Source organism: Muricauda sp. MAR_2010_75 (assembly GCF_000745185.1).
GTDB lineage: Bacteria > Bacteroidota > Bacteroidia > Flavobacteriales > Flavobacteriaceae > Flagellimonas.
In genome coordinates this window covers 3,444,250-3,468,062 of the sequence record NZ_JQNJ01000001.1, presented here as the reverse complement: position 1 = coordinate 3,468,062, position 23,813 = coordinate 3,444,250, and the positions used below count along the sequence as shown (strand labels likewise).

Genomic DNA, 23,813 nt, shown 5'->3' with positions numbered 1-23,813 from the left:
TTTTTATTTGGTAAGGCAATATCATAACCCACAAACGGTAATTTAACTTGGTTTATCTTAACTTATGTGCAAATTATGGGTATGACGTTGCTCAAATCATCCTCCTGCCTAGTTATCATTTGCTGGCTTGCCATACAAACAGGCTACGCCCAAACCCAGGAAATTGATAGCCTTCAAAACGTATTGGCAACTGCCAAGGATACCACAGAAATCAATACGATGAATATCCTTGGGGCCCGCTTGCGTTCCCATGATAAGGAGAAGGCCCTTGAATATCTCCATCAAAGTGTGGAAAAATCCAAACAAATTGGATTTGCCCAAGGTGAGATACAGGGACTCTATTCAATTGCCCTGACCCATGGTATGACTGGAAGTTATGCCGAATCCCTTGATTATTTGAATAGATGCTTGGTCTTGGCCAAAGAACATCAAGATTATGAAAGAATGAATTATATCTATAATTCCATGGGGATTGTATACAAGAGCATTGGGGATTATCCAACCAGCCAAAGCTACTACCTGAAACGCATTAAGCTCATTGATTCATTAGATTTAGATCAAGATACGTCTTCACCCTATATTAACTTGGGAGTGCTTTATGATTTAATGGGGGAACAGGACAAGGCCATAGAAAGCTATGAAAAGGCATTGGAGGTCTATAAAGGGAATGAGCGGGACGAAAGGGAAAGCACGGTGCTGATTAATTTGGCGCTTATTGATGTTAAGAATAAGAATTACAAAGAGGCCCTAGAAAAATTCCTAAAAGTAGCCGCATATGATGAAAAACAAGGAAATAATATTGATCTATGCAACAGTTATTCTGGGATTGGTCACTGCTATATGGAGATGGAACAATGGGCATTGGCCGAAGAATACCTGCAAAAATCATTGGATCTTGCCAAACAACTCTCCATACAACAGGAAATTGCCATAGCCTACTCCCGTATTGCCGACCTGATGTTTCGCCAAAAAAAGTTTAACGATGCGATTGATTATTCTAACAAGAGCCTTGATGCCTTGAAAGAAATGGAAGGGTACGAGCAAAAAAAAGATGCCCATGAAATTGCCTATAAAATCTATGAGGCTGCAGGTCAATTACCCAAGGCCATCCATCATCTCAATCAAACCATGGCCTATAAGGACAGTCTTTTGAATGAAACCAAGATCAAAGAAATTCAAGACCTACAAATACAGCACGATGTCTATTTGAAGGATAAAGAGATTAGAGAGAATGAATTGCAACTTGCTCTACTGAATACCCGTGTGGCTTTGAATAACAAGCGCTTGGTATACCTTGTGATCATTACGGTATTGCTGATTTTTTCGGCTGGGTTGCTTTATTTCCGCTACAGAAGCAAGAAGCGCTCAAATAAGGTCCTTCAGGAGAAAAACGAGTTGATATCCGAACAAAAAGAGGTCATTGAGGACATGAACACCCAATTGGAAAAGCGTATGCTTCGTGCCCAGATGAACCCCCATTTTATCTTTAATTCCTTGAGCTCCATTCGGTATCTGGTGAGTTCTGATGATAAAGAGTCTGCGCTGTCCTATCTAAACAAATTCTCAAAACTGTTACGGCAGGTGCTGGAAACCTCCATCAATGTCAGTTTGGTGTTACATGAGGAAATTGAGCTACTCAAAATCTATGTGGAATTGGAAGCCTTACGGTTTGACAATTCTTTCAGCTATGTCTTTAATATTGATGAAGACCTAGACCTCTACCAACATGAAGTTCCCATGCTGTTGGTGCAGCCTTATATAGAAAATGCCATCTTGCACGGACTCTTGCCAAAAGAGGGTCCAAAAAAGCTAACCGTCTCGTTCAAGGATGAAAAAGAGCATGTGGTTTGCATCATAGAGGACAATGGGGTGGGAATCGGTCAGAAAAAAAATCAGAAAAAATCAGAGAACCAATCCCGGGGAATGTCCATTACCGCCAAAAGGATTGAGGCACTTAAAAAGTTCTCCAATGAGGAGTTGGTCAAAATAGAAAACCTGGATGATGGAAAAGAAACAGGTACCAAAGTCACGATTCTGATTCCAAAAGATTAAAGGCACATTCCCCCTGATTATTACCTTACTTTGTTATAAAACACAGTTTTTGAAGTTTTATCATAATAAAATTTGCGTAGCCAAATGACTTCATATATATTTGTAGCCATATAGCTTCATATTTTTTACCGCTTTTCATGATGAAACTTAGACGAGATCCTTTTCAGGCCATAGCAGACCCCACACGGAGGGCCATTTTGGTGCTGTTGACAACACAAACAATGACAGCAGGCGAGATTGCCCAAAACTTTGATGCGGCTCGTCCCACCATTTCCAAACATCTTCGGGTATTGAACGAGTGTGACCTTGTAACCTCCAATCAGGAAGGTCGCGAAGTTTACTACAATTTGAGGGTTGACAAAATGAAGGAAATTGATCAATGGCTGGAACAGTTCAAAAAGATTTGGGAAGACCGATTTGATAATCTTGATAAATATTTAGCTAAAATTCAAAATGAAAGAAAAAATGGAAATACAGAATAGGTCGGTACATATAAAAAGAACACTCCACGCTCCTATAGAATTGGTTTGGGAAGTATGGTCAAAACCTGAGCACATTGCGCAATGGTGGGGTCCCAGTGGATTCACCAATACCATCCATAAAATGGATTTTCAGGATGGCGGTGAGTGGAATTTTATAATGCATGGACCAGATGGCAAAAATTATCCGAACAGAAGTGTTTTTAAGGAGATTGTTCCCCTTGAAAAAATTGTTTATGAACATTTTAACCCCCACTTCATAACTACCGTGTTGTTTGAAGCTAATGAAGAAGAAACGACCATTGATTGGACAGTAGTGTTCGACACAGCAGAAATGCTTCAGACTTTGATTAAAACACACAGAGCGGACGAGGGCTTAAAACAGAACTTAGAAAAACTTGCAAACTATTTATCTAAACAAAAACCAATGTAATGAAGACAAATCTTCTTTTTGATTTCGCCGTAGATAGGGAAAACAGTACCGTTCTGGTAAAACGTGAGTTCGCCGCAATGGGCGATGTAGTATGGGACGCCTTTACAAAACCTGAAATTTTAGATCAATGGTGGGCTCCACAACCCTGGGTGTCCAAAACCAAATACATGAATTTTGAGGTGGGTGGAACAAGACTTTATGTCATGTGCGGTCCAAATGGAGAGGAACATTGGGCTTTGGCAGATTTTACCTCCATAACTCCCAAGACCAATTTTCAATACGCGGATGCTTTTTGCGACGAAAATGGAAACATCAATGAAGAATTTCCCCGGTCCAAATGGAATCTGGATTTTGAAAATCAAGAAAATACCACTTTGGTCAACATTACCATTAAGCACGAAAATCTAGAAGATTTGGAAAAGATTATTGAAATGGGCTTCAAGGAAGGCTTTACCATGGCTCTGGACCATTTAGAAGAATTAATTATGCAAAAAAATAATTCATGAAACAAAAAATAATTTTTGTAGTAAGCGTGCTCTTTGGACTAATGTTCCTAAATGCGGGATTGAATAAATTTTTTAACTACATGCCCATTCCTGAGGATATCCCAGAAAACCTTTTAAAAGTAATGGAGCCCTTCATGAATATAGGGTGGCTGCTACCTTTAACGGGGTTGATGGAGATAATTGGGGGAATATTATTTATAATCCCAAAAACAAGGGCCCTTGGCGCCGTGGTCATTTTCCCTATTATGGTGGGTGTGGTGTTGACCAACACAGTCAACGACACTTCGGGGATGCCTATTGCACTTGTATTATTGGCCATCAATCTATGGGTGTTGATTGAGAACAAGGAAAAGTATCGACCTATGCTACGAAAATAGTCATTTCAATAAGAGAATAACTAAACCCGCACAATGTTGGCCCCAATCGCTCTCAACCGCTCATCAATATTTTCGTAACCGCGGTCTATCTGTTCAATGTTATGAATAGTTGATGTGCCTTTGGCGGAAAGTGCCGCAATGAGTAGTGAAACCCCTGCCCTAATATCTGGTGACACCATGGTTGTAGCCTTCAAGGTCGATTTAAAGTCGTGACCAATCACCGTGGCCCTGTGCGGGTCACAAAGAATGATTTTTGCCCCCATATCAATCAATTTATCCACAAAGAATAGTCGACTTTCAAACATTTTTTGATGGACAAGCACCTCTCCCCTTGCCTGCGTGGCCACCACAAGAATAATACTTAACAAATCGGGTGTTAATCCTGGCCATGGTGCGTCTGCAATGGTAAGAATGGAACCATCAATAAAATTCTGAATCTGGTATCCTTTTTCATGTTTGGGGATAAAGATGTCATCATCCCTTTTTTCCACCGTAATACCCAATTTCCTGAACACTGACGGAATCAACCCTAAATCGTCCCAACTCACATTTTTAATGGTCAGTTCACTCCGGGTCATGGCAGCCAAACCGATCCAACTGCCTATTTCAATCATATCGGGCAACATGGTATGCTCTGTGCCGCCCAATCGCTCAACCCCCTCAATGGTCAACAAATTGGAGCCAATACCTGATATTTTTGCTCCCATTCGGTTCAACATCTTACACAATTGCTGAAGATAGGGCTCACATGCCGCATTGTATATAGTGGTTGTGCCTTCGGCCAAAACTGCGGCCATCACAATATTGGCGGTACCGGTCACCGAGGCTTCATCCAAAAGCATATAGGTGCCTTTGAGCTTATCGGCCTCCACACCATAAAAATATTCTTCCCGGTTGTACCTAAACTTTGCACCAAGTTTTATGAATCCCTCAAAATGGGTATCAAGTCTACGTCTTCCTATTTTATCACCGCCAGGTTTGGGAATGTATCCTTTGCCAAATCGGGCTAAAAGCGGACCCACCAACATGATGGAACCCCGTAAACCACGACCATCTTCCTTGAATTTTGTGGATTGCAGATACTCTAAATTGATGTCATCCGCCTTAAAGGTGTAGGAACCCCTGCCTTTTTTTTGGATTTTGACACCCAAGTCCTCCAAAAGGGAAATAAGTTTGTTGACATCCAGGATATCTGGAATGTTGTTTATGGTAATTTTTTCTTCGGATAGCAGCACGGCACAAAGAATCTGAAGTGCCTCGTTCTTTGCCCCTTGGGGTGTTATCTCACCGTGAAGTTGGTGCCCACCCTCTATTCGAAATGTTCCCATGGATCGCTCTGGAATTTAATACCTTTTTTTTCTGCCGCGCTTTCCTTTTTGGCCATTGTTGCTGCGGTTGGTCTTGGATTGTCTGTTTTTGAGGAACTGCCCGCTCTCCGTTAAGTTCTCTCCGTCATCGGCCAAATCAATTTCGCCGTTGCTCAACTCTTTTAAATGTCCAAAAATAACCGAGTCTTCAACAGAGTCCTTGTTCCAATTTAGGTAACATTTCTTCATGTGGTTGGCAATGGCATATTCCAAGCCGGAGCGCATATCACCTTTTTCCCATTTGATGGCCACGTCGATCATACGCTTGATATTATTCCCATAAAATCGGTATTTAGGGTGGTTCTGCGGATATTCCAGTGGCTCAGGACGTTGTTGCAGTACTTCTTGTGACGTAATGGGAAAAGGAGAGTCCACATCCAGTTTAAAATCGGACATGATAAACAATTGGTCCCATAGTTTATGTTGAAAATCAGGAACGTCCCTCAAGTGCGGTTGAAGATTTCCCATTACACTGATAATGGCTTGCGCCACCTTATTGCGCTCATCCCTGTCCGCAATGGAAACAGCATGATCCACCATTTTTTGGAAATGGCGGCCATATTCGGGAATAATGAGTTGCGAACGTTCTGTATTGTATTCTAAATTCTCTACTGTATTCAAATTAAAATGTTTAATGAAATTAAATTAGCGGGAAGTCTATCCGATAACGTCTGCAAAATAATAAAATTATGGCAATCTGCAGGATTAAAGGGAAATTACCCCTTCCACAACGGCAACTTCCTTGTATTTTATGATCACCTCATCAGGATTATTTAGGTGAACCGTAATGGAAAGGCTGGTATAGGTTCCTTTTTTGGATTTTTTGGATTCAATGACCGCGCCTGTATTATCAAAAATATCGTGGATTTGTGCTATTCGCTCCTCATCAGTGGGCACAATGAACTTATAAAGATAGGTTGAAGGCCAACTGGTGTTTTCCAACAGTTGTTCCTTGAGCCTTTCATAAAACTCATCTGTGTTCTCCTTCGCCATGCCTATTTTTTTACAAATATATGGCTTAACCTGCAATTTTTTTTCTTTGGGGCTATTTCATTACTTTGTAGTGTTAAATTATTGTGCTTGAGTAAGAACAAAGTGGTTATTACAGGGGCTCCGGGAACCGGGAAGACTTCCATTGTAAAAGGATTGGAGAGCTTGGGCTTTCATTGTTTCCATGAAATTATCCGAGACATGACCTCAAAGGCCAAACAGGAAGGAGGCTCCAGTGTTTTTGTGTCCAATCCCCTGGTCTTTGTTGACGATGCCATGCAGTTCAACAAGGATTTGCTTTATGGCAGGGCCCAACATTACAAAGAATCATTGGGCACTAAGGTCTCCATAAGTTTTTTTGACCGTGGCATTCCCGATGTACTTGCCTATATGGATTTTTTTGGGCAGACATACGGAAAAGAATTCATCAACACTTGTATAAACCACCGATACGATACGGTGTTCATAGTACCTCCATGGGAGGAAATTTATATTTCTGATGGTGAGCGATTTGAAACCTATGAGGAGGCAGAGCGCATACATCATGCCTTGATGAACACCTATACCCAATTTGGCTACCACCCCATCTCAGTGCCAAAAGATGTAATCCAAAAACGGATTGACTTTATTTTGGAAACCCTTAATCAACCTTAGTGCGGAAAGAAACCAAAGCTATTTTAAAGGAATTCTGGGGTCATGATGATTTTAGGGGATCCCAGGAAACCATCATCAATACTGTACTTTCTGGAAAAGATGTCCTGGCCTTGATGCCCACCGGAGGTGGAAAATCCATTTGCTATCAGGTTCCGGCACTTTCCAAGGAAGGGCTTTGCATTGTGGTTTCCCCCTTAGTGGCGTTGATACAGGACCAGGTGAACCAGCTAAAGGCCCGGGGCATAAAGGCCATTGCACTTACCGGTGGCATCCCCTTTACAGAACTCAATGATCTTTTGGACAACTGTCTTTATGGAAATTACAAGTTTCTTTATCTCTCTCCAGAGCGGTTGCAGCAATCCTTGATCCAAGAGCGTATTCAAGAAATGGATGTAAACCTCATTGCCATTGATGAGGCCCACTGCATTTCGCAATGGGGCAATGATTTTAGGCCTGCTTATTTGGAATGTTCCGTTCTCAAGGAGCTCATCCCCAACACGCCCATGATTGCACTAACGGCCACAGCGACTCCTAAAGTTGTGGATGACATCGTTGAAAACCTAAAATTGAAAGAGGTAGAAATTTTCAAGGATTCGTTTTCCCGATCTAATATTGTTTTCAAGGTAAAACGGACACAGGATAAGCTGTATCAACTCAAGAAATATATGGGCAAGATTCCCGGCAGTTCCATTGTGTATGTACGTTCCCGGAAGATGTCTGTTTCCCTTTCAGAATTTTTAAACAAGAACGGTTTTAAGGCTTCCTTTTTCCATGGAGGGATTTCAAAATCTGAAAAAGAGGAAAAACTTAAGGATTGGTTGACAGGAAAGGTAACTATAATGGTGGCCACAAATGCCTTTGGGATGGGTGTGGACAAACCTGATGTTCGTTTGGTGGTCCATTATCAAATTCCCGATAGTCTGGAAAGCTATTTTCAAGAAGCTGGAAGGGCTGGTAGGGATGGTAAACCATCAACTGCCATTATCATTACCACCAAGGAGGATGAAGAACGGGCCAAACAACAGTTTCTGTCTTCCTTGCCCGATATCGCCTTCATTAAAAAAGTATATTCCAAACTGAACAACTTTTTTCAGATTTCCTATGGTGAATCTGTATTGGAGCCTATGGCCTTCAAGTTCAATGCCTTTTGTAAGCGGTATGAATTCAACCCAAACATGACCTTTAATGCATTGCGTATTTTGGATCAAAACTCGATTATTTTGCTGTCTGAGAATTTTCAGGAAAAGACCACCCTGCAATTTGTGGCTTCCAAGGCTGAAATTTTTGCGTATCTGGACAAAAACCGAAAAACAGCTTCCAGTATTCAGACCATATTACGTACCTATGGCGGAATTACGGAGTACGAGACCAAAATCAACCTTAATCTGCTTTCAAAGAAAACGGGGGAAAGTGAAAAATCTCTCAAAAAAATATTGAAACAGCTTCAAAAAGATGGCATTGCGGAATACAAAAACACTACCAGTGACTTGGAAATCACCTTTTTGGTTCCCCGTGAAGACGACCATACCATCAATCCGTTTGCCAAAAAAGTACAAGATTTCAATCAGGTAAAGCAAAACAATATGGCCGCCATGCTGGGGTACATCAAAAACAAAAAGGTCTGCCGAAGTGTCTATTTGTTGAAATATTTTGGTGAAAACAAAGCGGAAAAATGTGGTACATGCGATATTTGCACCAAAAAGGAAAAGCAAGCATCTCCCATAAAACTGGAAGAACGCGTAATAGGTCTTTTAAAAATCGCCCCAAGCACCTCCAGAAAACTGGAAAAAGCAACCGGAGCGGATGAAAAGACTCTTTTAAAAGTCTTGCAACAACTACTTGAGGATGAAGTAGTTGAATTAAACGAAATCAATGAATACACCCTTAGAAAATAACCCCTTGCGAATCGTATTTATGGGCACCCCGGATTTTGCGGTGGCAAGCTTGAAGGCCATCGTGGAATCAGGTTTTGATGTTGTAGGAGTGATCACAGCCCCAGACAGACCTGCTGGTAGGGGTCGTAAAGTACAAGAATCCGCCGTAAAACAATTTGCTGTTCAACATCATTTAAAAGTGCTGCAGCCCACCAACCTCAAGGATGAAGCTTTTTTAGAAGAACTCAGAAGCCTTAAGGCCAATTTGCAGGTAGTGGTAGCTTTCCGGATGTTGCCCAAAGTGGTATGGCAGATGCCGGAACATGGCACTTTTAATCTGCATGCTTCCCTTCTTCCCCAGTATCGTGGCGCGGCACCAATTAATTGGGCCATCATCAACGGCGAAACGGAAACGGGGGTGACCACCTTTTTTATTGATGAGAAAATAGATACCGGAGGTATCATTCTTCAAAAGATCGAAAAAATAACACAAGAAGACAATGTGGGAACTTTGCATGACCGTTTGATGAAACTTGGCGGTGAACTTGTGGTGGAAACCTGCAACCAAATTGCTTCGGGTAAAGTTGCCAGCACCCCGCAAAAGCATTTTGATGATTTAAAACCAGCACCGAAGATTCATAAAGACACTTGTAAAATAGATTGGAATAAATCATTGGATGCCATCCATAACCATATTAGGGGGTTGAGTCCCTACCCTGGCGCTTGGGCCTTTTTGGTAAACCATGGTGATAAGGACCCTATCAAAATCTATGCAACCCATAAAGAACCGGCTCAACATAATGATGAAATTGGAAAACTGATTGCTGATAAAAAAACACTCAAAGTGGGGGTAGCCGATGGTTATCTACATTTGTTGGAAATACAGTTACCAGGCAAACGAAAAATGGAAACCAAAGCGGTGTTAAATGGTCTTGACCTTGATAAAAATGCACACCTTTGCTAACCCCTTGCTATGATTGGGCTGGCAAAAAGTTGTCATTTTTTTCCGACTTTATCAACAAACGTTTCAAGTTATTAACAAAAACCCCTATTTCCCTAGGTTTTACTTGCGTTAATAGCAAATCCATATAAATTTGTTCAGCATTAAAATTATTTTAACAACAATTAATTTAATTCCATTATGAACAAAACAGAATTAATCGATGCTATGGCAGCTGATGCTGGCATCACTAAGGCAGCAGCCAAAAAGGCATTGGAATCTTTCTTGGGAAATGTAGAGGGATCACTTAAAAAAGGGAACAGAGTTTCTCTAGTTGGTTTTGGTTCTTGGTCAGTTTCCAAAAGAAGCGCCAGAGAAGGTAGAAATCCACAGACTGGACAGACCATTCAAATTGCAGCTAAGAACGTAGTAAAGTTCAAAGCAGGAGCAGAATTGAGCGGTGCGGTAAACTAATCAATTGTTTTTTATAATATAAGTAAAGCACTTCTTTGCAAAGAAGTGCTTTTTTATTTTAGAGGGCATTTTAGTTTTTTTGGAAAAATTGTATATTATACAACAATTTGAAGTGCTAATTCTATGGAAATGGTGAGCCATAAGCCTCAAAAAGGTAAGTTACTTGTTGCGGAACCTTCACTTACCGGAGATGTTTCCTTCAATAGGTCTGTGGTGTTGCTCGCGGAGCACAACCATGAAGGATCTGTTGGGTTTATCCTCAATAAGCCCCTGGACTACACCATTTGCGATCTTATTTCTGAGATTATCATCCCGTTCAAAGTATTCAATGGCGGTCCTGTGGAGCAAGATAATCTATACTTTATCCATAAGGTTCCCGATTTGATCCACGATAGCATTGAAATCTCCGATGGGATATTTTGGGGAGGTAATTTTGAAAAAACCGTTGAGCTCATCAATAATGGGGTAATCACCGAACAGGATATTCGATTCTTTTTGGGCTACTCGGGTTGGGGCTCCCAACAGTTGGACCAGGAACTGCTGTCCAAATCATGGGTCGTGGTCAAAAATGAATATGAAAGTGGCATCATAGAGAAATCATCGATAGCCTTTTGGAAGGAAAAAATGGTTGAACTGGGCGGAGATTATCTACTGTGGTCCAACTCCCCTGAAAACCCATCCCTCAACTAACTGGCCATTCTGGCCTTTGCATTTAATTTTCCCACCAGTTTTTTAGCAACCGTATTGGAAAAGTCCTTTTTCCGGTATTTGCTTATGGGCTGAATACCCACAATACTATTGGTAATGAACAATTCATCTGCCTTTTGCAACTCAAAAGGCGAAATGGATTCTTCCACCATCTGAAACTCTTCAGTTGTCTCAATGATCTCCATCAATTTTTTTCGGATAATACCATTTAAACACCCATCACCCAAGGGAGGCGTCTTTATGGTATTGCCCTTTACCAAAAAAAGATTTCCGTTGATGGCTTCCACCACCTGTTTATCTGTATTTACCAGAAGGCAATTGGCATACCTGTTCTCCTTGGCATAGACACTGGCCACCACATTTAAAATTGTATTGGTAGTCTTAAGAGTGGACAGCAAATCCTTATTTACGTAGTAATCTTTAAAGAGCTCTACTTCATATTCATTTTCCCCAATAATATAAAAAGGAGAATCCAAAAGACTGGTTTCAATAATATAGGAGACGTCATTGCTTTCAGGCAAATACAATCCTCCTTCCTTCCGAAAAACAGTGAGTCGCACCCGGGCAGCCCTGTTCTCCAGGTTATTCTCCCTAATGTTTTTTTTGATTTCTTCTTCCAAAAATTCCAAGGTAAACTCCATGGGAATCTCCATTCGAAGCATTCGCATGGAGGCCATCAATCTAAAGTAATGGTCTTCCCAAAAGAAGAGGGTACCGTTTACACACCGAAGCGTTTCAAAAAGAGCATCCCCGTATTTTAACCCTCTATTGGCATGGGTCAATACTTCCTTATCTTCTGAAAACAGCGATCCATTAAAATTGATCATAAAAAATCCCGATTTTTATCGGGATCAAAGATACGGTATAGTTGAGAATCCCTTTAGGTAGATCCCAAGACTTGTTTTAAGTCTGAAATTTGGTTTTGCCAAAGCATTTTGGCCTCATCCACTTCATCCTCATCTGCAAAATCGGTAATGAAGAGGGAAACATCCTTGGTGATTTCATCCACAATAATGCGCATTTCAAAAAACGAATCATCCTCGTTATCCACCCAAGTGAATTTTACAAACTCATCACTTTTTCTTTTTAGCATCTTGGCCTGCTCCTCGGCCCCATCCCAGATAAATGTGAACATCTCACTTCGGGAATTCACATTATCGGCATACCATTCAGATAGACCGGATGGTGTGGAAATATATTGGTAAAGCAACTGTGGGGAAGCTTGGATAACAAATTCAATTTCAAATTTTACCTTATCACTCATTATAGCGCGCAATTAATCCTTTTCAACAATAGATATAATTTGGGAAGATAAAAAAATAAATATCAAATAATAAATTAATCCTGAATTTTGATTCAGCAAAAATTAAACTCTATATTTGCACCCGCTAAAACGAATTCTGGCGAGGTAGCTCAGCTGGTTAGAGCGTCGGATTCATAACCCGGAGGCCGAGGGTTCAAGTCCCTCTCTCGCTACAAAAAAAAAGACCATCACATGATGGTCTTTTTTTGTTATATGCTATAAGATTTAGGAAAGCGCCTACAAACTCTCTTCTATTATCTGTTCCACTACCTCTGGATTCAACAATGTTGAGATGTCCCCCAAATTATCGGTTTCCTTGGATGCAATTTTACGAAGTATCCGGCGCATGATTTTTCCGCTTCGGGTTTTGGGCAATCCAGGCACAAATTGAATCTTATCCAATTTGGCAATAGGGCCGATATGATCCGTAATCATTTGGTTGATTTCTTTCTTGAGGTTATCACGATCTCGGGACTCACCAGTTTCCTTTAAGATAACATAGCCATACAATGCATTTCCCTTTACGTCATGGGGGAAACCAACAATAGCGGATTCTGCTACAGCCTGGTGCTCATTGATGGCATCCTCAATCGGCGCAGTACCCAAATTATGTCCGGAAACAATTATGACATCATCTACCCTTCCCGTGATTCGGTAATAGCCTACTTCATCCCGTAAAGCGCCATCCCCAGTGAAATATTTGCCTTCAAAAGCAGAAAAATAGGTGTCTTTGTAACGTTGATGGTCTCCCCAAATGGTTCTGGCTATGGAAGGCCATGGGAATTTTATGCACAAACGTCCATCTACCTGGTTTCCTTTGATTTCTTTTCCATTTTCATCCATTAACGCAGGTTGTACCCCAGGCATGGGCAAGGTAGCGTAGGTAGGCTTTGTTGGGGTTGAAAAAGGAATGGGTGAAATCAAAATACCCCCTGTTTCGGTTTGCCACCACGTATCCACAATGGGGCATTTTTTCTCACCCACATGGTCGTTGTACCAGTGCCATGCCTCTTCATTGATGGGCTCACCGACTGTACCCAAGACTTTTAAGCTGGAAAGGTCATATTTGGTGACAAAATCCAAATTCTCCTTCGCCAAAGCTCGAATAGCGGTAGGCGCGGTATAAAACTGGGTGACCTTATGTTTTTCCACCACCTCCCAAAACCGACCAAAATCTGGATAGGAAGGGACACCTTCAAACATTACCGTAGTGGCCCCATTGGCCAAGGGTCCATACACAATATAGGAGTGACCCGTAATCCAGCCAATGTCCGCAGTACACCAATAAATATCTTCTTCACGGTATTGGAACACATTTTTAAAGGTGTACGCCGTATAGACCATGTATCCCGCCGTGGTATGCATCATTCCTTTAGGTCGACCAGTGGAACCCGAGGTGTATAAAATGAAAAGCGGGTCTTCCGCTTCCATGATTTCAGGAACACAATCCGAATACGCTTTATCCAGTAAAGGGGCTAACCAATGGTCACGACCTTCCATCATGTTAATTTTCTCGCCAGTACGTTTGGCAACCAAGACACTGGCAATACCAGGACACTGTTTTAAGGCTTCATCTACAATCCCTTTAAGGTCGATGGTCTTGCTACCTCGGTACGAACCATCCGAAGTAATCACCATTTTTGCATCACAATCATTGATTCGGGTGGCCAATGCGGTGGATGAAAATCCTGCAAACACCACGGAATGGATGGCTCCAATCCGTGCGCAAGCCAAAACAGAAATGGCCAATTCAGGAATCATCGGCAAATAAATCACCACACGGTCCCCTTTTTCTACACCTTGGTCTTTGAGCACATTCGCAAACTTGCACACTCTTTCATGCAATTCATTATAGGTGATGTGCTCCGCTTCTTCGTTTGGGTCATTGGGCTCAAAAAGAATGGCGGTTTTGTCGCCACGACTGCGTAAATGGCGGTCTATGCAGTTTTCGGTAATATTGAGCTGGGCACCATCAAACCATTTGACTTCAGGCTTTGTAAAATCCCATTCCAACACCGAATTCCATCTTTTGCGCCAGAAAAAGTGCTCTTCTGCCACTTCTTCCCAAAACGCTTCTGGGTTTCTCACGGATTTACGATAGACCTGAAAATACTCTTCCAAATGTTTAATATGGTAGTTGCTCATCTAGTTTAATTAATTTTTATTGAGGCTTAAAATTATGAAAAAGGGGGGAATTAATTGAGGATATCAATGGTCAATAGCCTCTCCTACCCCGCTTGGAATACGAATATTTTCCACAATCTCCTGAACATCTTCTGGAGGGTCTTCGGTAAAGGAGTTCACAACTATGGCCACGATAAAGTTCACTACCATTGCGATGGATCCAAACCCTTCTGGTGAAATGCCAAACCACCAGTCATCCTTTAAACTAGCAACGGCTTCCTTTCCTCCATCAAAAATTCCAAATTTAAATTTCAACATATAGAAAAGCATGAGACAAAGACCTACAACCATTCCAGATATGGCCCCCTGACTGTTCATCTTTTTATAAAAGATGCCCAAGATAATGGCAGGGAAGAACGATGCTGCTGCAAGACCAAAAGCCAGCGCTACCACTGCCGCCACAAAGCCTGGCGGGTTGATTCCAAAATACCCTGCAATGACCACAGCTACTGCAGCTGAAATCCGTGCGGCCCAAAGTTCTCCTTGTTCGGAAAGGCCAGGATTCAGTACATTTTTGATCAAGTCATGGGATACAGAGGAGGAAATTACCAATAACAACCCCGCTGCGGTTGACAATGCGGCTGCCAATCCGCCTGCGGCAATTAAACCAATTACCCAAGCAGGCAAATTCGCTATTTCTGGGTTGGCCAACACCATGATATCCCGGTCAACCGTAAGTTCGTTCACTTCTGGTGCCGCCACATATTGAATTACGCCATCACCGTTTTTATCCTCATGGGCAATGAGTCCGGTAGTTTCCCATCGGCTGAACCATTCAGGCATTTTATCATACTCTTTCCCACTTACCGTTTCAATCAAGTTTGTTCTTGCGAATACAGCCACTGCCGGTGCCGTGGTATACAAAATAGCAATGAACAACAATGCCAAACCAGCTGATTTTCTGGCATCGCGCACCCTTTTTACGGTAAAAAAGCGAACGATTACGTGCGGTAAACCGGCCGTACCCACCATCAACGCCAATGTAATGGCAAATACATCAATCGTACTTTTGGAGCCCGAAGTATACTCGGCAAAACCGAGTTCGGTGGAGAGACCATCCAATTTATCCAAAAGATAGGTTCCAGAACCATCGGATAAGGTGTCGCCAAAACCCAATTGTGGGATGGGGTTGCCTGTCATCTGAATTGAAATAAATATAGCAGGCACCATAAAGGCGAAAATCAATACGCAATATTGCGCTACTTGGGTATAGGTGATTCCTTTCATTCCACCGAGGACGGCATAAAACAAAACTATCACCATACCGATAACCACCCCGGTGTTGATATCAACCTCCAAATATCTTGAAAACACGATACCCACGCCTCGCATTTGACCCGCTACGTAGGTAAAAGAAACAATAAGGGCACAAAAAACCGCTACAACCCGGGCTGTTTTGGAATAGTAACGTTCTCCAATAAAATCAGGTACGGTGAACTTTCCGAATTTTCTAAGGTAAGGTGCCAATAACAAGGCCAAAAGCACGTAGCCTCCTGTCCATCCCATTAAATATACAGCTCCATCATACCCTGCAAAAGAGATAATACCCGCCATGGAAATAAAAGAGGCTGCCGACATCCAATCTGCTGCGGTAGCCATTCCATTGGCCAATGGGGAAACGCCACCGCCGGCAACGTAAAACTCTTTGGTGGAACCGGCTCTAGACCAGATGGCAATTCCTATATAAAGACCAAATGATAACGCGACCAACACATAGGTCCAAATTTGAACATCACTCATAATTAGGTTTTAATGATGGCTAATCAACGTTGTAGCCGTATTTCTTGTCCAATTTGTTCATAAGTCGGACGTATACAAAAATGAGGATTACGAAAACATAGATGGAACCTTGCTGGGCAAACCAAAAGCCAAGTTTAAAGCCGCCTATTCGGATGGTGTTGAGTTCATCGACCAATAGGATTCCAAATCCATAGGAGACCAGGAACCAAATTGCGATTAAAATTGAGAGGTATTTTAGATTTTCTTTCCAGTACTTTTTGCGAAGGTCGGTGTCCATTTGTTAGGTTTGATTGAAGAAATATATGAAATCCTCAGTAAAAACCATCAAAAATTGGGCAGCGCAACAATTTTAAGAAAGACTGTTCAAATAGTTTGAAACGTTGACACCTATTCGCTCATGAATGTTGGAAACATCGGCTTTTACGAACTCATCCCCCGTAATACTCTCATACAGCTCAATATAGCGCTCTGAAACCGACGCAATGTAGTCATCACTCATCTCAGGAACAGTCTGCCCTTCCAAACCTTGGAATCCATTGGAAATCAGCCATTGACGAACGAATTCCTTGGACAATTGTTTTTGGGGCTCACCTTTGGCCTGTAATCCTTCATAACCTTCGGCATAGAAATAGCGCGAAGAATCCGGAGTATGGATTTCATCAATCAAAACGATTTCACCTTCCCTAGTTTTCCCAAATTCGTATTTGGTGTCGACCAAGATCAATCCGCGTTTTGCGGCAATTTCGGTCCCTCTTTGGAAGAGTGCCTTGGTATATTTTTCCAAAACTTCATAGTCCGCTTGGGAAACGATACCCCTTTTTAGAATATCCGCTTTGGAAATATCCTCATCGTGATCTCCTTTTTCAGCTTTAGTGGCCGGAGTGATAATGGGTTCAGGAAATTTGTCGTTTTCCTTCATTCCTTCGGACATGGGCTCTCCGCACAGCATACGTTTACCAGCCTTATATTCTCGCGCAGCATGACCGGAAAGATATCCACGTATGACCATTTCAACCTTGAAAGGTTCGCAAGCTTTTCCAACAGCCACGTTGGGGTCTGGCGTGGCCATCAACCAATTGGGGACAATATCTTCAGTGGCCTGCATCATTTGGGTGGCAATCTGATTTAAAATCTGGCCTTTGTATGGAATGCCTTTGGGCATGACCACGTCAAACGCAGACAGCCGGTCAGTGGCGACCATTAGCAAAATATCGTTTTCCAAGGTATAGACCTCCCTAACTTTTCCTTTATATATTGATTTTTGGCCCGGAAAATGAAAATCCGTGTCCATAAGCGTATTCTGCCCCATCTTAGAATTGATTTTGGTGCTCAATGTTTTTGTATGCGTCGATGACCTTTTTGACCAATTTATGACGGATTACATCCTTATCATCCAAATAAATAATGCTGATGCCATCCACGTTTTTAAGAATCAACAACGCTTCCTTCAAGCCAGAAATTACCCGTCTTGGCAAATCTATTTGGCCAGGGTCGCCCGTTAATAAAAATTTGGCGTTCTTGCCCATCCGGGTCAGGAACATTTTCATTTGAGCATGGGTGGTGTTTTGGGCCTCATCCAAAATCACAAAGGCATTGTCCAACGTTCTTCCTCGCATAAAAGCCATTGGCGCAATCTGAATGGTACCGTCCTCAATATATTTAGCCAATTTTTCGGCAGGAATCATATCCCGCAGGGCATCATACAGAGGCTGCATGTAGGGATCAAGCTTTTCTTTAAGGTCCCCAGGAAGAAATCCTAAATTTTCCCCAGCTTCCACAGCAGGTCGGGTTAAAATGATTCTGCGTACCTGTTTTTCTTTCAGCGCCTTTACCGCCAAAGCTACACCGGTGTAGGTTTTACCGGTACCTGCAGGACCAATGGCAAAAACCATATCATCTACCTTGCAGGCATCCACCATTCTGCGTTGGTTCAAGGTCTGCGCCTTGATCAAGCGTCCGCTGACCCCATGTACCAAAACATCGCCACTACTTTTGGACGCTGTATCTTCTTGTCCATTGCTGGTCAGCACGCGCTCAATCATATTTTCATCGAGCTTGTTGTACTTGGCAAATTGACTTGTGAGTAAATCAAACCGCTTGTCAAACTCTTCCAAGAGTTCCTCATCTCCATACACTTTAATTTTGCTGCCTCGGGCAACAATTTTTAGCTTTGGGAAATATTTTTTAAGAAGTTCAATATTCTCATTGTGTTGCCCAAAAAAATCCTGTGGGCTGATATCCGTGAGTTCTATGATAAGTTCGTTCAAAAAATGCGGGGTATTTTATGTTATTTCTTGAAGATTGTATTCTTCTTTTTTAGTGTAATTTTACTTCACAAACTTAACCAAAAATCAATTTGAGCAGGCAAAAACATATCAACAGTATTGCATGGCAATCATAACCTTAACTACGGATTTTGGAATTAAAGACCACTTTGTTGGTGCCGTGAAAGGGACTATTCTGAGCAACCTTCCCGATGTGACCATTGTTGATATTTCCCATGCCATAAGCCCATTCAACATTCAGGAGTGTGCCTACATCCTTAAAAATGCCTACCGTTCCTTCCCCGAAGGGACCGTACACATTGTGGGTGTGGACTCTGAACTTTCCCCCGAAAACCAGCATATTGTGGTGCAGGTGGACGGCCATTATTTTGTGAGTGCCAACAGTGGGGTCATCTCGTTGATTACTTCTGAGGTGAAACCAGAAAAAGTGGTTGAAATCCGGATTCCCAATGTTATCTCAGGGTCTTTCCCCGTGCTGAATGTATTCATCCAAGTGGCCTGCCATATTGCCCGAGGTGGTAAATTGGAGGTGATTGGAAGACCTTTTAATGAGTTGCGTGAACTCAGGGAGTTTGAGCCCAGAATTATCGATAATGGAAAGACCATTTCAGGAAACGTAATCTACATTGATAACTATGGAAATGTGGTGACCAATATTCAGCGAAGCCTTTTCAACGCTTACCGAAATGGAAGGGATTTTGAAGTTTCCGCGCGTACCACCAAAATCAAGGAAATCCACACCAGTTATAATGGCATCATCAATTTTGATTTGGACAAAAACCAGCGCAAAGGCCCTGGTGATGCTCTGGCCTTGTTCAATTCGGCGGGCTATATTGAGCTGGCCATCTATAAAAGTGATTTGAATTCCGTGGGTGGGGCATCCTCCCTTTTGGGCCTCAATTATAGGGATACGGTAACTATAAATTTTCTGTAAATGCTGATACGCATCGTAAAACTCACCTTTAAACCCGAAAATATTCCTAGTTTTGAGCAAATTTTTAAAGAATCAAAAAACGGAATCTTGGCGTTTGAAGGTTGTAATATGGTAGAGCTGTACCAAGACCTCAAAAATCCATGTGTGTTTTTTACGTATAGCTTTTGGGAAAAAGAATCGGATTTGGAAAGATATAGAGCATCAGATTTTTTTAAAGACGTATGGGGTACAACCAAACAATTGTTCAGCGAAAAACCTGAAGCCTGGAGCGTCAATAAAGTTCAAACAACCAATTAGTGACCTCAGTTAATTTTATAAAAGGAAAATGTATCAAATGAAAAATACTATACTTCTTTTGTTTTTCATGTTGGTAATGAAGCTTTGTGCCCAAAACAGCAGTGTTAGCGGAAAAGTCTTCTTTAAATTGGATTCATCCGCCTTACCAGGAGCCACAGTTTTAATAAGTGGCAGCGAAATTGGAACTCAAGCTGATTATGATGGTAATTTTGAATTATCTGGTTTGAATCAAGGCAAATATGATATAATTGTTGAATTTGTTGGTTATGGAAAGGATACTATTAAAAATGTAGTATTGAAAAAGAATTCTGATTTACATATTGATTTAGGTCTTCCCTCAGGACCTTGCTATCAGTTTACAGACTCAAATAAATGTCCGATAGATGGTTCATCTAAAAATGTTATCCCAATTATTTATGGACTTCCCGGTAAAAAATTAATGAGAAAAATGAAAAAGGGCAAGATCAAACTTGGTGGATGTGAGGTTACTGGTTGCGAGCCAAATTGGTTTTGTGTTAGGCATCAAAAGGAATTCTAACTTAATTTTTAAAATATAAAAGTTCAATTAAATAATCTTAATGTTCGCTATTTTTAAGAGAGAGGTACGGTCTTTTTTCACATCGCCCATTGGGTATTTGATCGTTGGAGCCTTTTTGTTGCTCAACGGTCTTTTTTTGTGGGTCTTTCGAGGCGAGTACAACATATTTGACTACGGTTTTGCCGATTTGGGCAATTTCTTTTTGCTCGCTCCTTGGATTTTCATCTTTTTGGTTCCGGCCATCACCATGAAAAGTTTTTCCGAAGAACGTAAAATGGGAACGTTGGAATTGTTGCTCATCAAACCCATCTCCGTTTGGAAATTGGTGTTGGGCAAATTTTGGGGTGCTGCGCTGCTTTGCATCATCGCTGTCATTCCAACCATTGTCTACGTGTTTGCCATTTCCAGTCTGGGAATGATTGCAGGGAATTACGACCTCGGAATGGTTCTCGGCTCCTATTTTGGTCTCTTATTTTTGATTTCAACTTATACCGCCATCGGCCTATTTGCTTCTACCCTATCGGATAACCAAATCATTGCTTTTTTAGTAGGCATTTTATTGTGCTTTTTGGTGTTCAACGGATTTGATGCGGTTTCTTCGTTGTTTTTGGATGGTGAGACACAGCAAATGATTCAAAGTATAGGTGCAAAATCGCATTTTGATAGCATAGCACGTGGAATTATCGACACTCGAGATTTGGTGTATTTTATTTCGATGACGCTCCTCTTCTTGTTCCTCACTTTTCAACGCCTAAAACAACTGCCCCGATGAAAAAGTTTCTTATTTCAGCAGTGGTGGCGCTTGTTGCTGTTGTGGTGTTGAACATCCTGGCAAGTTTTACCTACACCCGTTTCGACCTTACCGAAGACAAGCGGTATACTTTGTCAGAACCCGCCATCGAAGTGGCTAAAAAGTTTGATGCTCCTGTGGTGATTGATGTACTTTTGGATGGTGCTATTCCACCGGAATTTTCAAAATTGAAGTCAGAGACCATTCAATTGTTGGAATCCTTTGCCTCAAAAAACAAAAACATCACCTACAACTTGGTAGACCCTTTGGAAGATGAGAGTCGAGCCCAACAGACCATCGCCGAACTGCAAGGTTTAGGACTTCAACCTGCCAGCGTAACGGTTCAAGAAAATGGCAAGGTTTCCCAAGAAATGGTCTTTCCGTGGGCCATGGTAAATTATGGCAATCAGACCGTAAAAGTGGCATTGCTCAAAAATAAAATTGGGTCATCTGCGGAGGAACGCATCAACAATTCCGTTCAACAATTGGAATACGCTTTTGCCGACGCGTTTACCAAATTGAACATCACCGAAAAGAAAAGCATAGCTGTCATCAAAGGAAATGGGGAACTCCCAGATATGTACTTGGCGGATTATTTGACCACTATTCGGGAGTATTACAACATAGCAGCCATTACGTTGGATTCCGTGGCATCCAACCCACAAAAAGTATTGGACCAACTGGAAGGCTTTGATATGGCCTTGATTGCCAAACCCACCGAGCCGTTTTCTGACCAAGAAAAATATGTAATGGACCAATACGTGGTGAACGGTGGAAAATCTATTTGGTTGGTAGATCAGGTGGCCATGGAAATGGACAGCATTCTAGCCGGCGGGGGAAGTGCCTTTGCTCTGCCTCGCGAACTCAACCTTAAGGATTTCTTTTTTAAGTATGGGGTGCGGATCAATCCGGTTTTGGTGAACGATATGTATTTTACCCAGATTGTTTTGGCTACAGGAGAGGGCAATGATTCTCAATATGACCCTGTACCGTGGTACTACAACCCCATGGTGTTTTCCAAAAACAACCATCCCATCAACACCAATATTGAAGCGGTTCGTTATCAATTTACAAGTCCAATTGACGTTTTGGAAAACGATTACGAAAAAACCATTCTATTGCAAAGTTCACCGCTGTCCAAAATTGATGGTACACCCAGACAGGTAAGTTTGGATATTTTGAACAATCCTCCAAACCAAGAAGCATACACCCCTGGAAATATGCCATTGGCCGTATTGATTGAGGGTGACTTTGTTTCCATGTACAAAAATCGGGTGAAGCCGCTCAAATTACAGCATGTACAAGAGGAAGGTCCGGCCAACAAAATGATTGTTATTTCGGATGGGGATGTCATAAAAAATCAATTGCGAAATGGCAGACCTTTGGAACTGGGGTACGATAAATGGACCAACAGTTTCTATGGCAACAAGGAATTTTTGGTCAACTGCACCAATTATCTTTTGGACAACGATGGACTTATAAACATTCGGAGCAAAAAAGTTTCCATTCCATTGTTGGATGTGAAAAAAATTGCCGCCGACAAAACCAAGTGGCAGTTTATAAACATTGGTGTTCCAGTACTCTTAACCTTACTTTTTGGTGTTTTCTTCAGCTATTACCGAAAGCGTAAATTGGCGGTCTAAGTGTTGATAAATTTGTTTCTTTGCTTCGACCTTTTAAGATATATTTGCTTTTATCGATTTATAAGCCCAGTTTTTAATGACCACAAGTCGATTGGGCCGCAATACTAAAGGATTTCTTTGATGAAGTTTATTGTATCCAGTACATATTTATTGAAACAATTACAGGTTTTGGGAGGAGTTATTAACAATAGCAACACGCTCCCAATCCTAGATAATTTTCTGTTCGATTTAAAACAGAACCAACTTACGGTCTCTGCATCCGACCTTGAAACCACTATGAGTTCTGTACTTGAAGTGGATTCCGACGCGGAAGGCACGATTGCTGTTCCAGCGCGTTTGTTGTTGGACACCTTAAAGACATTTCCGGAACAACCCCTCACCTTTGTAGTTGAGGATAACAATACGGTGGAAATCAGTTCCAACCACGGTAAATATGCCTTGGCGTATGCGGACGGTGCTGAGTTCCCAAAAGCAGTGGAAGTTTCCGACCCGAGTTCCACTACCCTCTTGGGCGATATTTTGGCCACGGCCATCTACAAAACCATATTTGCGGCCGGAAACGATGACCTTCGCCCAGTGATGAGCGGGGTGTTCTTTCAATTTTCTCAAGAGAATTTGACTTTTGTGGCCACAGATGCACACAAATTGGTAAAATACCAACGGCAAGATGTCACCGCCTCGCAAGTGGCGGAATTCATCATGCCCAAAAAGCCATTGACCCTTTTAAAGGGTATTTTGGCAGGCTCAGAATCCGAAGTGACTATTGAGTATAACGATAGCAATGCTAAGTTCATTTTTGATAATTCAGAATTAATCTGTCGCTTGATTGACGGAAAATACCCCAATTATGAAGCGGTAATTCCAAAGGAAAACCCCAACAAACTGACCATCTCCAGGAATCAGTTCCTAAGCTCAGTCCGAAGGGTATCCATTTTCTCCAACAAGACCACACACCAAATCCGATTGAAAATTGCCGGAGCCGAGTTGAACATATCTGCTGAAGATGTGGATTACAGTAACAAGGCCGAAGAACGTCTTTCCTGCTCCTATCAAGGTGACGATATGCAGATTGGGTTCAATTCCCGATTCTTATTGGAAATGCTCAATAATCTATCTTCCGATGATGTTTCGTTGGAAATGAGCTTACCCAACAGGGCGGGGATTCTAACCCCTATTGACGGACTGGATGAGGGTGAGCATGTTACCATGCTAGTAATGCCAGTAATGCTGAACAACTAACAATTT

The 23,813-nt window shown here is 41.8% G+C and carries 26 protein-coding genes and 1 tRNA gene; 17 read left to right on the top strand and 10 right to left on the bottom strand.

Annotated elements, in window-relative coordinates; genetic code table 11:
- The first annotated feature begins 81 nt into the window (after positions 1-81).
- The 5 genes from FG28_RS20230 to FG28_RS15595 all read left to right on the top strand — a co-directional run bounded on the left by FG28_RS20230 (position 82) and on the right by FG28_RS15595 (position 3,847).
- On the top strand, positions 82-2,052 hold the full coding sequence (locus FG28_RS20230) for a tetratricopeptide repeat protein (protein WP_197062614.1): 1,971 nt from the start codon (positions 82-84) through the stop codon (positions 2,050-2,052).
- A 140-nt stretch (positions 2,053-2,192) separates the two neighbouring features.
- Complete coding sequence (locus tag FG28_RS15610) at positions 2,193-2,534, top strand: helix-turn-helix transcriptional regulator (RefSeq protein WP_036386735.1); 342 nt, start codon at positions 2,193-2,195, stop codon at positions 2,532-2,534.
- Complete coding sequence (locus FG28_RS15605; protein ID WP_197062613.1) at positions 2,518-2,964, top strand: SRPBCC family protein; 447 nt, start codon at positions 2,518-2,520, stop codon at positions 2,962-2,964. The genes FG28_RS15610 and FG28_RS15605 overlap by 17 nt, the downstream gene beginning before the upstream one ends.
- On the top strand, positions 2,964-3,470 hold the full coding sequence (locus FG28_RS15600) for an SRPBCC domain-containing protein (protein ID WP_036384400.1): 507 nt from the start codon (positions 2,964-2,966) through the stop codon (positions 3,468-3,470). Before FG28_RS15605 ends, FG28_RS15600 begins: the two co-directional genes overlap by 1 nt.
- Complete coding sequence (locus FG28_RS15595; protein ID WP_036384399.1) at positions 3,467-3,847, top strand: DoxX family protein; 381 nt, start codon at positions 3,467-3,469, stop codon at positions 3,845-3,847. The genes FG28_RS15600 and FG28_RS15595 overlap by 4 nt, the downstream gene beginning before the upstream one ends.
- Before the next feature lie 20 nt (positions 3,848-3,867).
- Here the strand turns inward: FG28_RS15595 and murA are convergent, their stop codons facing one another.
- The 3 genes from murA to FG28_RS15580 all read right to left on the bottom strand — a co-directional run bounded on the left by murA (position 3,868) and on the right by FG28_RS15580 (position 6,207).
- Positions 3,868-5,175: a UDP-N-acetylglucosamine 1-carboxyvinyltransferase gene (gene murA, locus FG28_RS15590; RefSeq protein WP_036384397.1), complete on the bottom strand. Its 1,308-nt coding sequence runs from the start codon at positions 5,173-5,175 to the stop codon at positions 3,868-3,870.
- Positions 5,176-5,190: 15 nt separating this feature from the next.
- Positions 5,191-5,835, bottom strand: a complete 645-nt coding sequence (locus FG28_RS15585; protein ID WP_036384396.1) for a DUF4290 domain-containing protein — start codon at positions 5,833-5,835, stop codon at positions 5,191-5,193.
- A gap of 84 nt (positions 5,836-5,919) precedes the next feature.
- Positions 5,920-6,207, bottom strand: a complete 288-nt coding sequence (locus FG28_RS15580) for a DUF493 family protein (RefSeq protein WP_036384394.1) — start codon at positions 6,205-6,207, stop codon at positions 5,920-5,922.
- A gap of 87 nt (positions 6,208-6,294) precedes the next feature.
- On the opposite strand from FG28_RS15580, the gene FG28_RS15575 reads away from it, so the two are divergent.
- From FG28_RS15575 to FG28_RS15555, 5 genes are all read left to right on the top strand, one after another.
- Positions 6,295-6,858, top strand: coding sequence for an AAA family ATPase (locus tag FG28_RS15575; protein WP_036384392.1), 564 nt, complete (start codon positions 6,295-6,297; stop codon positions 6,856-6,858).
- Positions 6,858-8,753 (top strand): ATP-dependent DNA helicase RecQ, encoded by a 1,896-nt coding sequence (locus FG28_RS15570; protein WP_036384391.1) that lies wholly within the window; start codon positions 6,858-6,860, stop codon positions 8,751-8,753. The genes FG28_RS15575 and FG28_RS15570 overlap by 1 nt, the downstream gene beginning before the upstream one ends.
- Positions 8,731-9,696 (top strand): methionyl-tRNA formyltransferase, encoded by a 966-nt coding sequence (gene fmt / locus FG28_RS15565; protein ID WP_036384389.1) that lies wholly within the window; start codon positions 8,731-8,733, stop codon positions 9,694-9,696. The genes FG28_RS15570 and fmt overlap by 23 nt, the downstream gene beginning before the upstream one ends.
- A gap of 177 nt (positions 9,697-9,873) precedes the next feature.
- On the top strand, positions 9,874-10,146 hold the full coding sequence (locus FG28_RS15560; RefSeq protein ID WP_036384387.1) for an HU family DNA-binding protein: 273 nt from the start codon (positions 9,874-9,876) through the stop codon (positions 10,144-10,146).
- Positions 10,147-10,275: 129 nt separating this feature from the next.
- Positions 10,276-10,836 carry a YqgE/AlgH family protein gene (locus FG28_RS15555; protein ID WP_036386733.1) on the top strand — a complete coding sequence of 187 codons (561 nt, stop codon included), beginning with the start codon at positions 10,276-10,278 and terminating at the stop codon, positions 10,834-10,836.
- Here FG28_RS15555 and FG28_RS15550 read toward each other — a convergent pair.
- Positions 10,833-11,681, bottom strand: coding sequence for an aminotransferase class IV (locus tag FG28_RS15550; protein WP_036384385.1), 849 nt, complete (start codon positions 11,679-11,681; stop codon positions 10,833-10,835). The two genes, FG28_RS15555 and FG28_RS15550, sit on opposite strands and share 4 nt — an antisense overlap.
- A 53-nt stretch (positions 11,682-11,734) precedes the next feature.
- Complete coding sequence (locus tag FG28_RS15545) at positions 11,735-12,118, bottom strand: START-like domain-containing protein (protein ID WP_036384383.1); 384 nt, start codon at positions 12,116-12,118, stop codon at positions 11,735-11,737.
- Between the two features lie 138 nt (positions 12,119-12,256).
- Here FG28_RS15545 and FG28_RS15540 point away from each other — a divergent pair.
- Positions 12,257-12,330: transfer RNA gene (locus FG28_RS15540), tRNA-Met, on the top strand.
- 64 nt (positions 12,331-12,394) lie between these two features.
- Here FG28_RS15540 and acs read toward each other — a convergent pair.
- The 5 genes from acs to FG28_RS15515 form a co-directional block, all read right to left on the bottom strand.
- Positions 12,395-14,302, bottom strand: coding sequence for an acetate--CoA ligase (gene acs / locus FG28_RS15535; RefSeq protein WP_036384381.1), 1,908 nt, complete (start codon positions 14,300-14,302; stop codon positions 12,395-12,397).
- A gap of 63 nt (positions 14,303-14,365) precedes the next feature.
- Positions 14,366-16,081 carry a sodium:solute symporter family protein gene (locus FG28_RS15530; RefSeq protein WP_036384379.1) on the bottom strand — a complete coding sequence of 572 codons (1,716 nt, stop codon included), beginning with the start codon at positions 16,079-16,081 and terminating at the stop codon, positions 14,366-14,368.
- Between the two features lie 19 nt (positions 16,082-16,100).
- Complete coding sequence (locus tag FG28_RS15525) at positions 16,101-16,358, bottom strand: DUF4212 domain-containing protein (protein WP_036384378.1); 258 nt, start codon at positions 16,356-16,358, stop codon at positions 16,101-16,103.
- 72 nt (positions 16,359-16,430) lie between these two features.
- Positions 16,431-17,390 (bottom strand): phosphoribosylaminoimidazolesuccinocarboxamide synthase, encoded by a 960-nt coding sequence (locus FG28_RS15520; RefSeq protein ID WP_036384375.1) that lies wholly within the window; start codon positions 17,388-17,390, stop codon positions 16,431-16,433.
- Position 17,391: 1 nt separating this feature from the next.
- On the bottom strand, positions 17,392-18,348 hold the full coding sequence (locus tag FG28_RS15515; protein WP_036384373.1) for a PhoH family protein: 957 nt from the start codon (positions 18,346-18,348) through the stop codon (positions 17,392-17,394).
- A gap of 121 nt (positions 18,349-18,469) precedes the next feature.
- Between FG28_RS15515 and FG28_RS15510 the strand changes: the two genes are divergently transcribed.
- The 6 genes from FG28_RS15510 to dnaN all read left to right on the top strand — a co-directional run bounded on the left by FG28_RS15510 (position 18,470) and on the right by dnaN (position 23,807).
- Positions 18,470-19,300, top strand: a complete 831-nt coding sequence (locus tag FG28_RS15510) for an S-adenosyl-l-methionine hydroxide adenosyltransferase family protein (RefSeq protein ID WP_036384371.1) — start codon at positions 18,470-18,472, stop codon at positions 19,298-19,300.
- Entirely contained in the window at positions 19,301-19,597 is a 297-nt protein-coding gene (locus FG28_RS15505) for a putative quinol monooxygenase (protein WP_036384368.1), read from the top strand.
- Between the two features lie 37 nt (positions 19,598-19,634).
- On the top strand, positions 19,635-20,135 hold the full coding sequence (locus tag FG28_RS20225) for a carboxypeptidase-like regulatory domain-containing protein (protein WP_051947404.1): 501 nt from the start codon (positions 19,635-19,637) through the stop codon (positions 20,133-20,135).
- A gap of 40 nt (positions 20,136-20,175) precedes the next feature.
- Entirely contained in the window at positions 20,176-20,907 is a 732-nt protein-coding gene (gene gldF, locus FG28_RS15495; protein ID WP_036384366.1) for a gliding motility-associated ABC transporter permease subunit GldF, read from the top strand.
- Positions 20,904-22,568: a gliding motility-associated ABC transporter substrate-binding protein GldG gene (gldG, locus tag FG28_RS15490; RefSeq protein WP_036384364.1), complete on the top strand. Its 1,665-nt coding sequence runs from the start codon at positions 20,904-20,906 to the stop codon at positions 22,566-22,568. The genes gldF and gldG overlap by 4 nt, the downstream gene beginning before the upstream one ends.
- A gap of 120 nt (positions 22,569-22,688) precedes the next feature.
- Positions 22,689-23,807, top strand: a complete 1,119-nt coding sequence (gene dnaN, locus FG28_RS15485; RefSeq protein ID WP_036384362.1) for a DNA polymerase III subunit beta — start codon at positions 22,689-22,691, stop codon at positions 23,805-23,807.
- Positions 23,808-23,813: the final 6 nt, after the last annotated feature.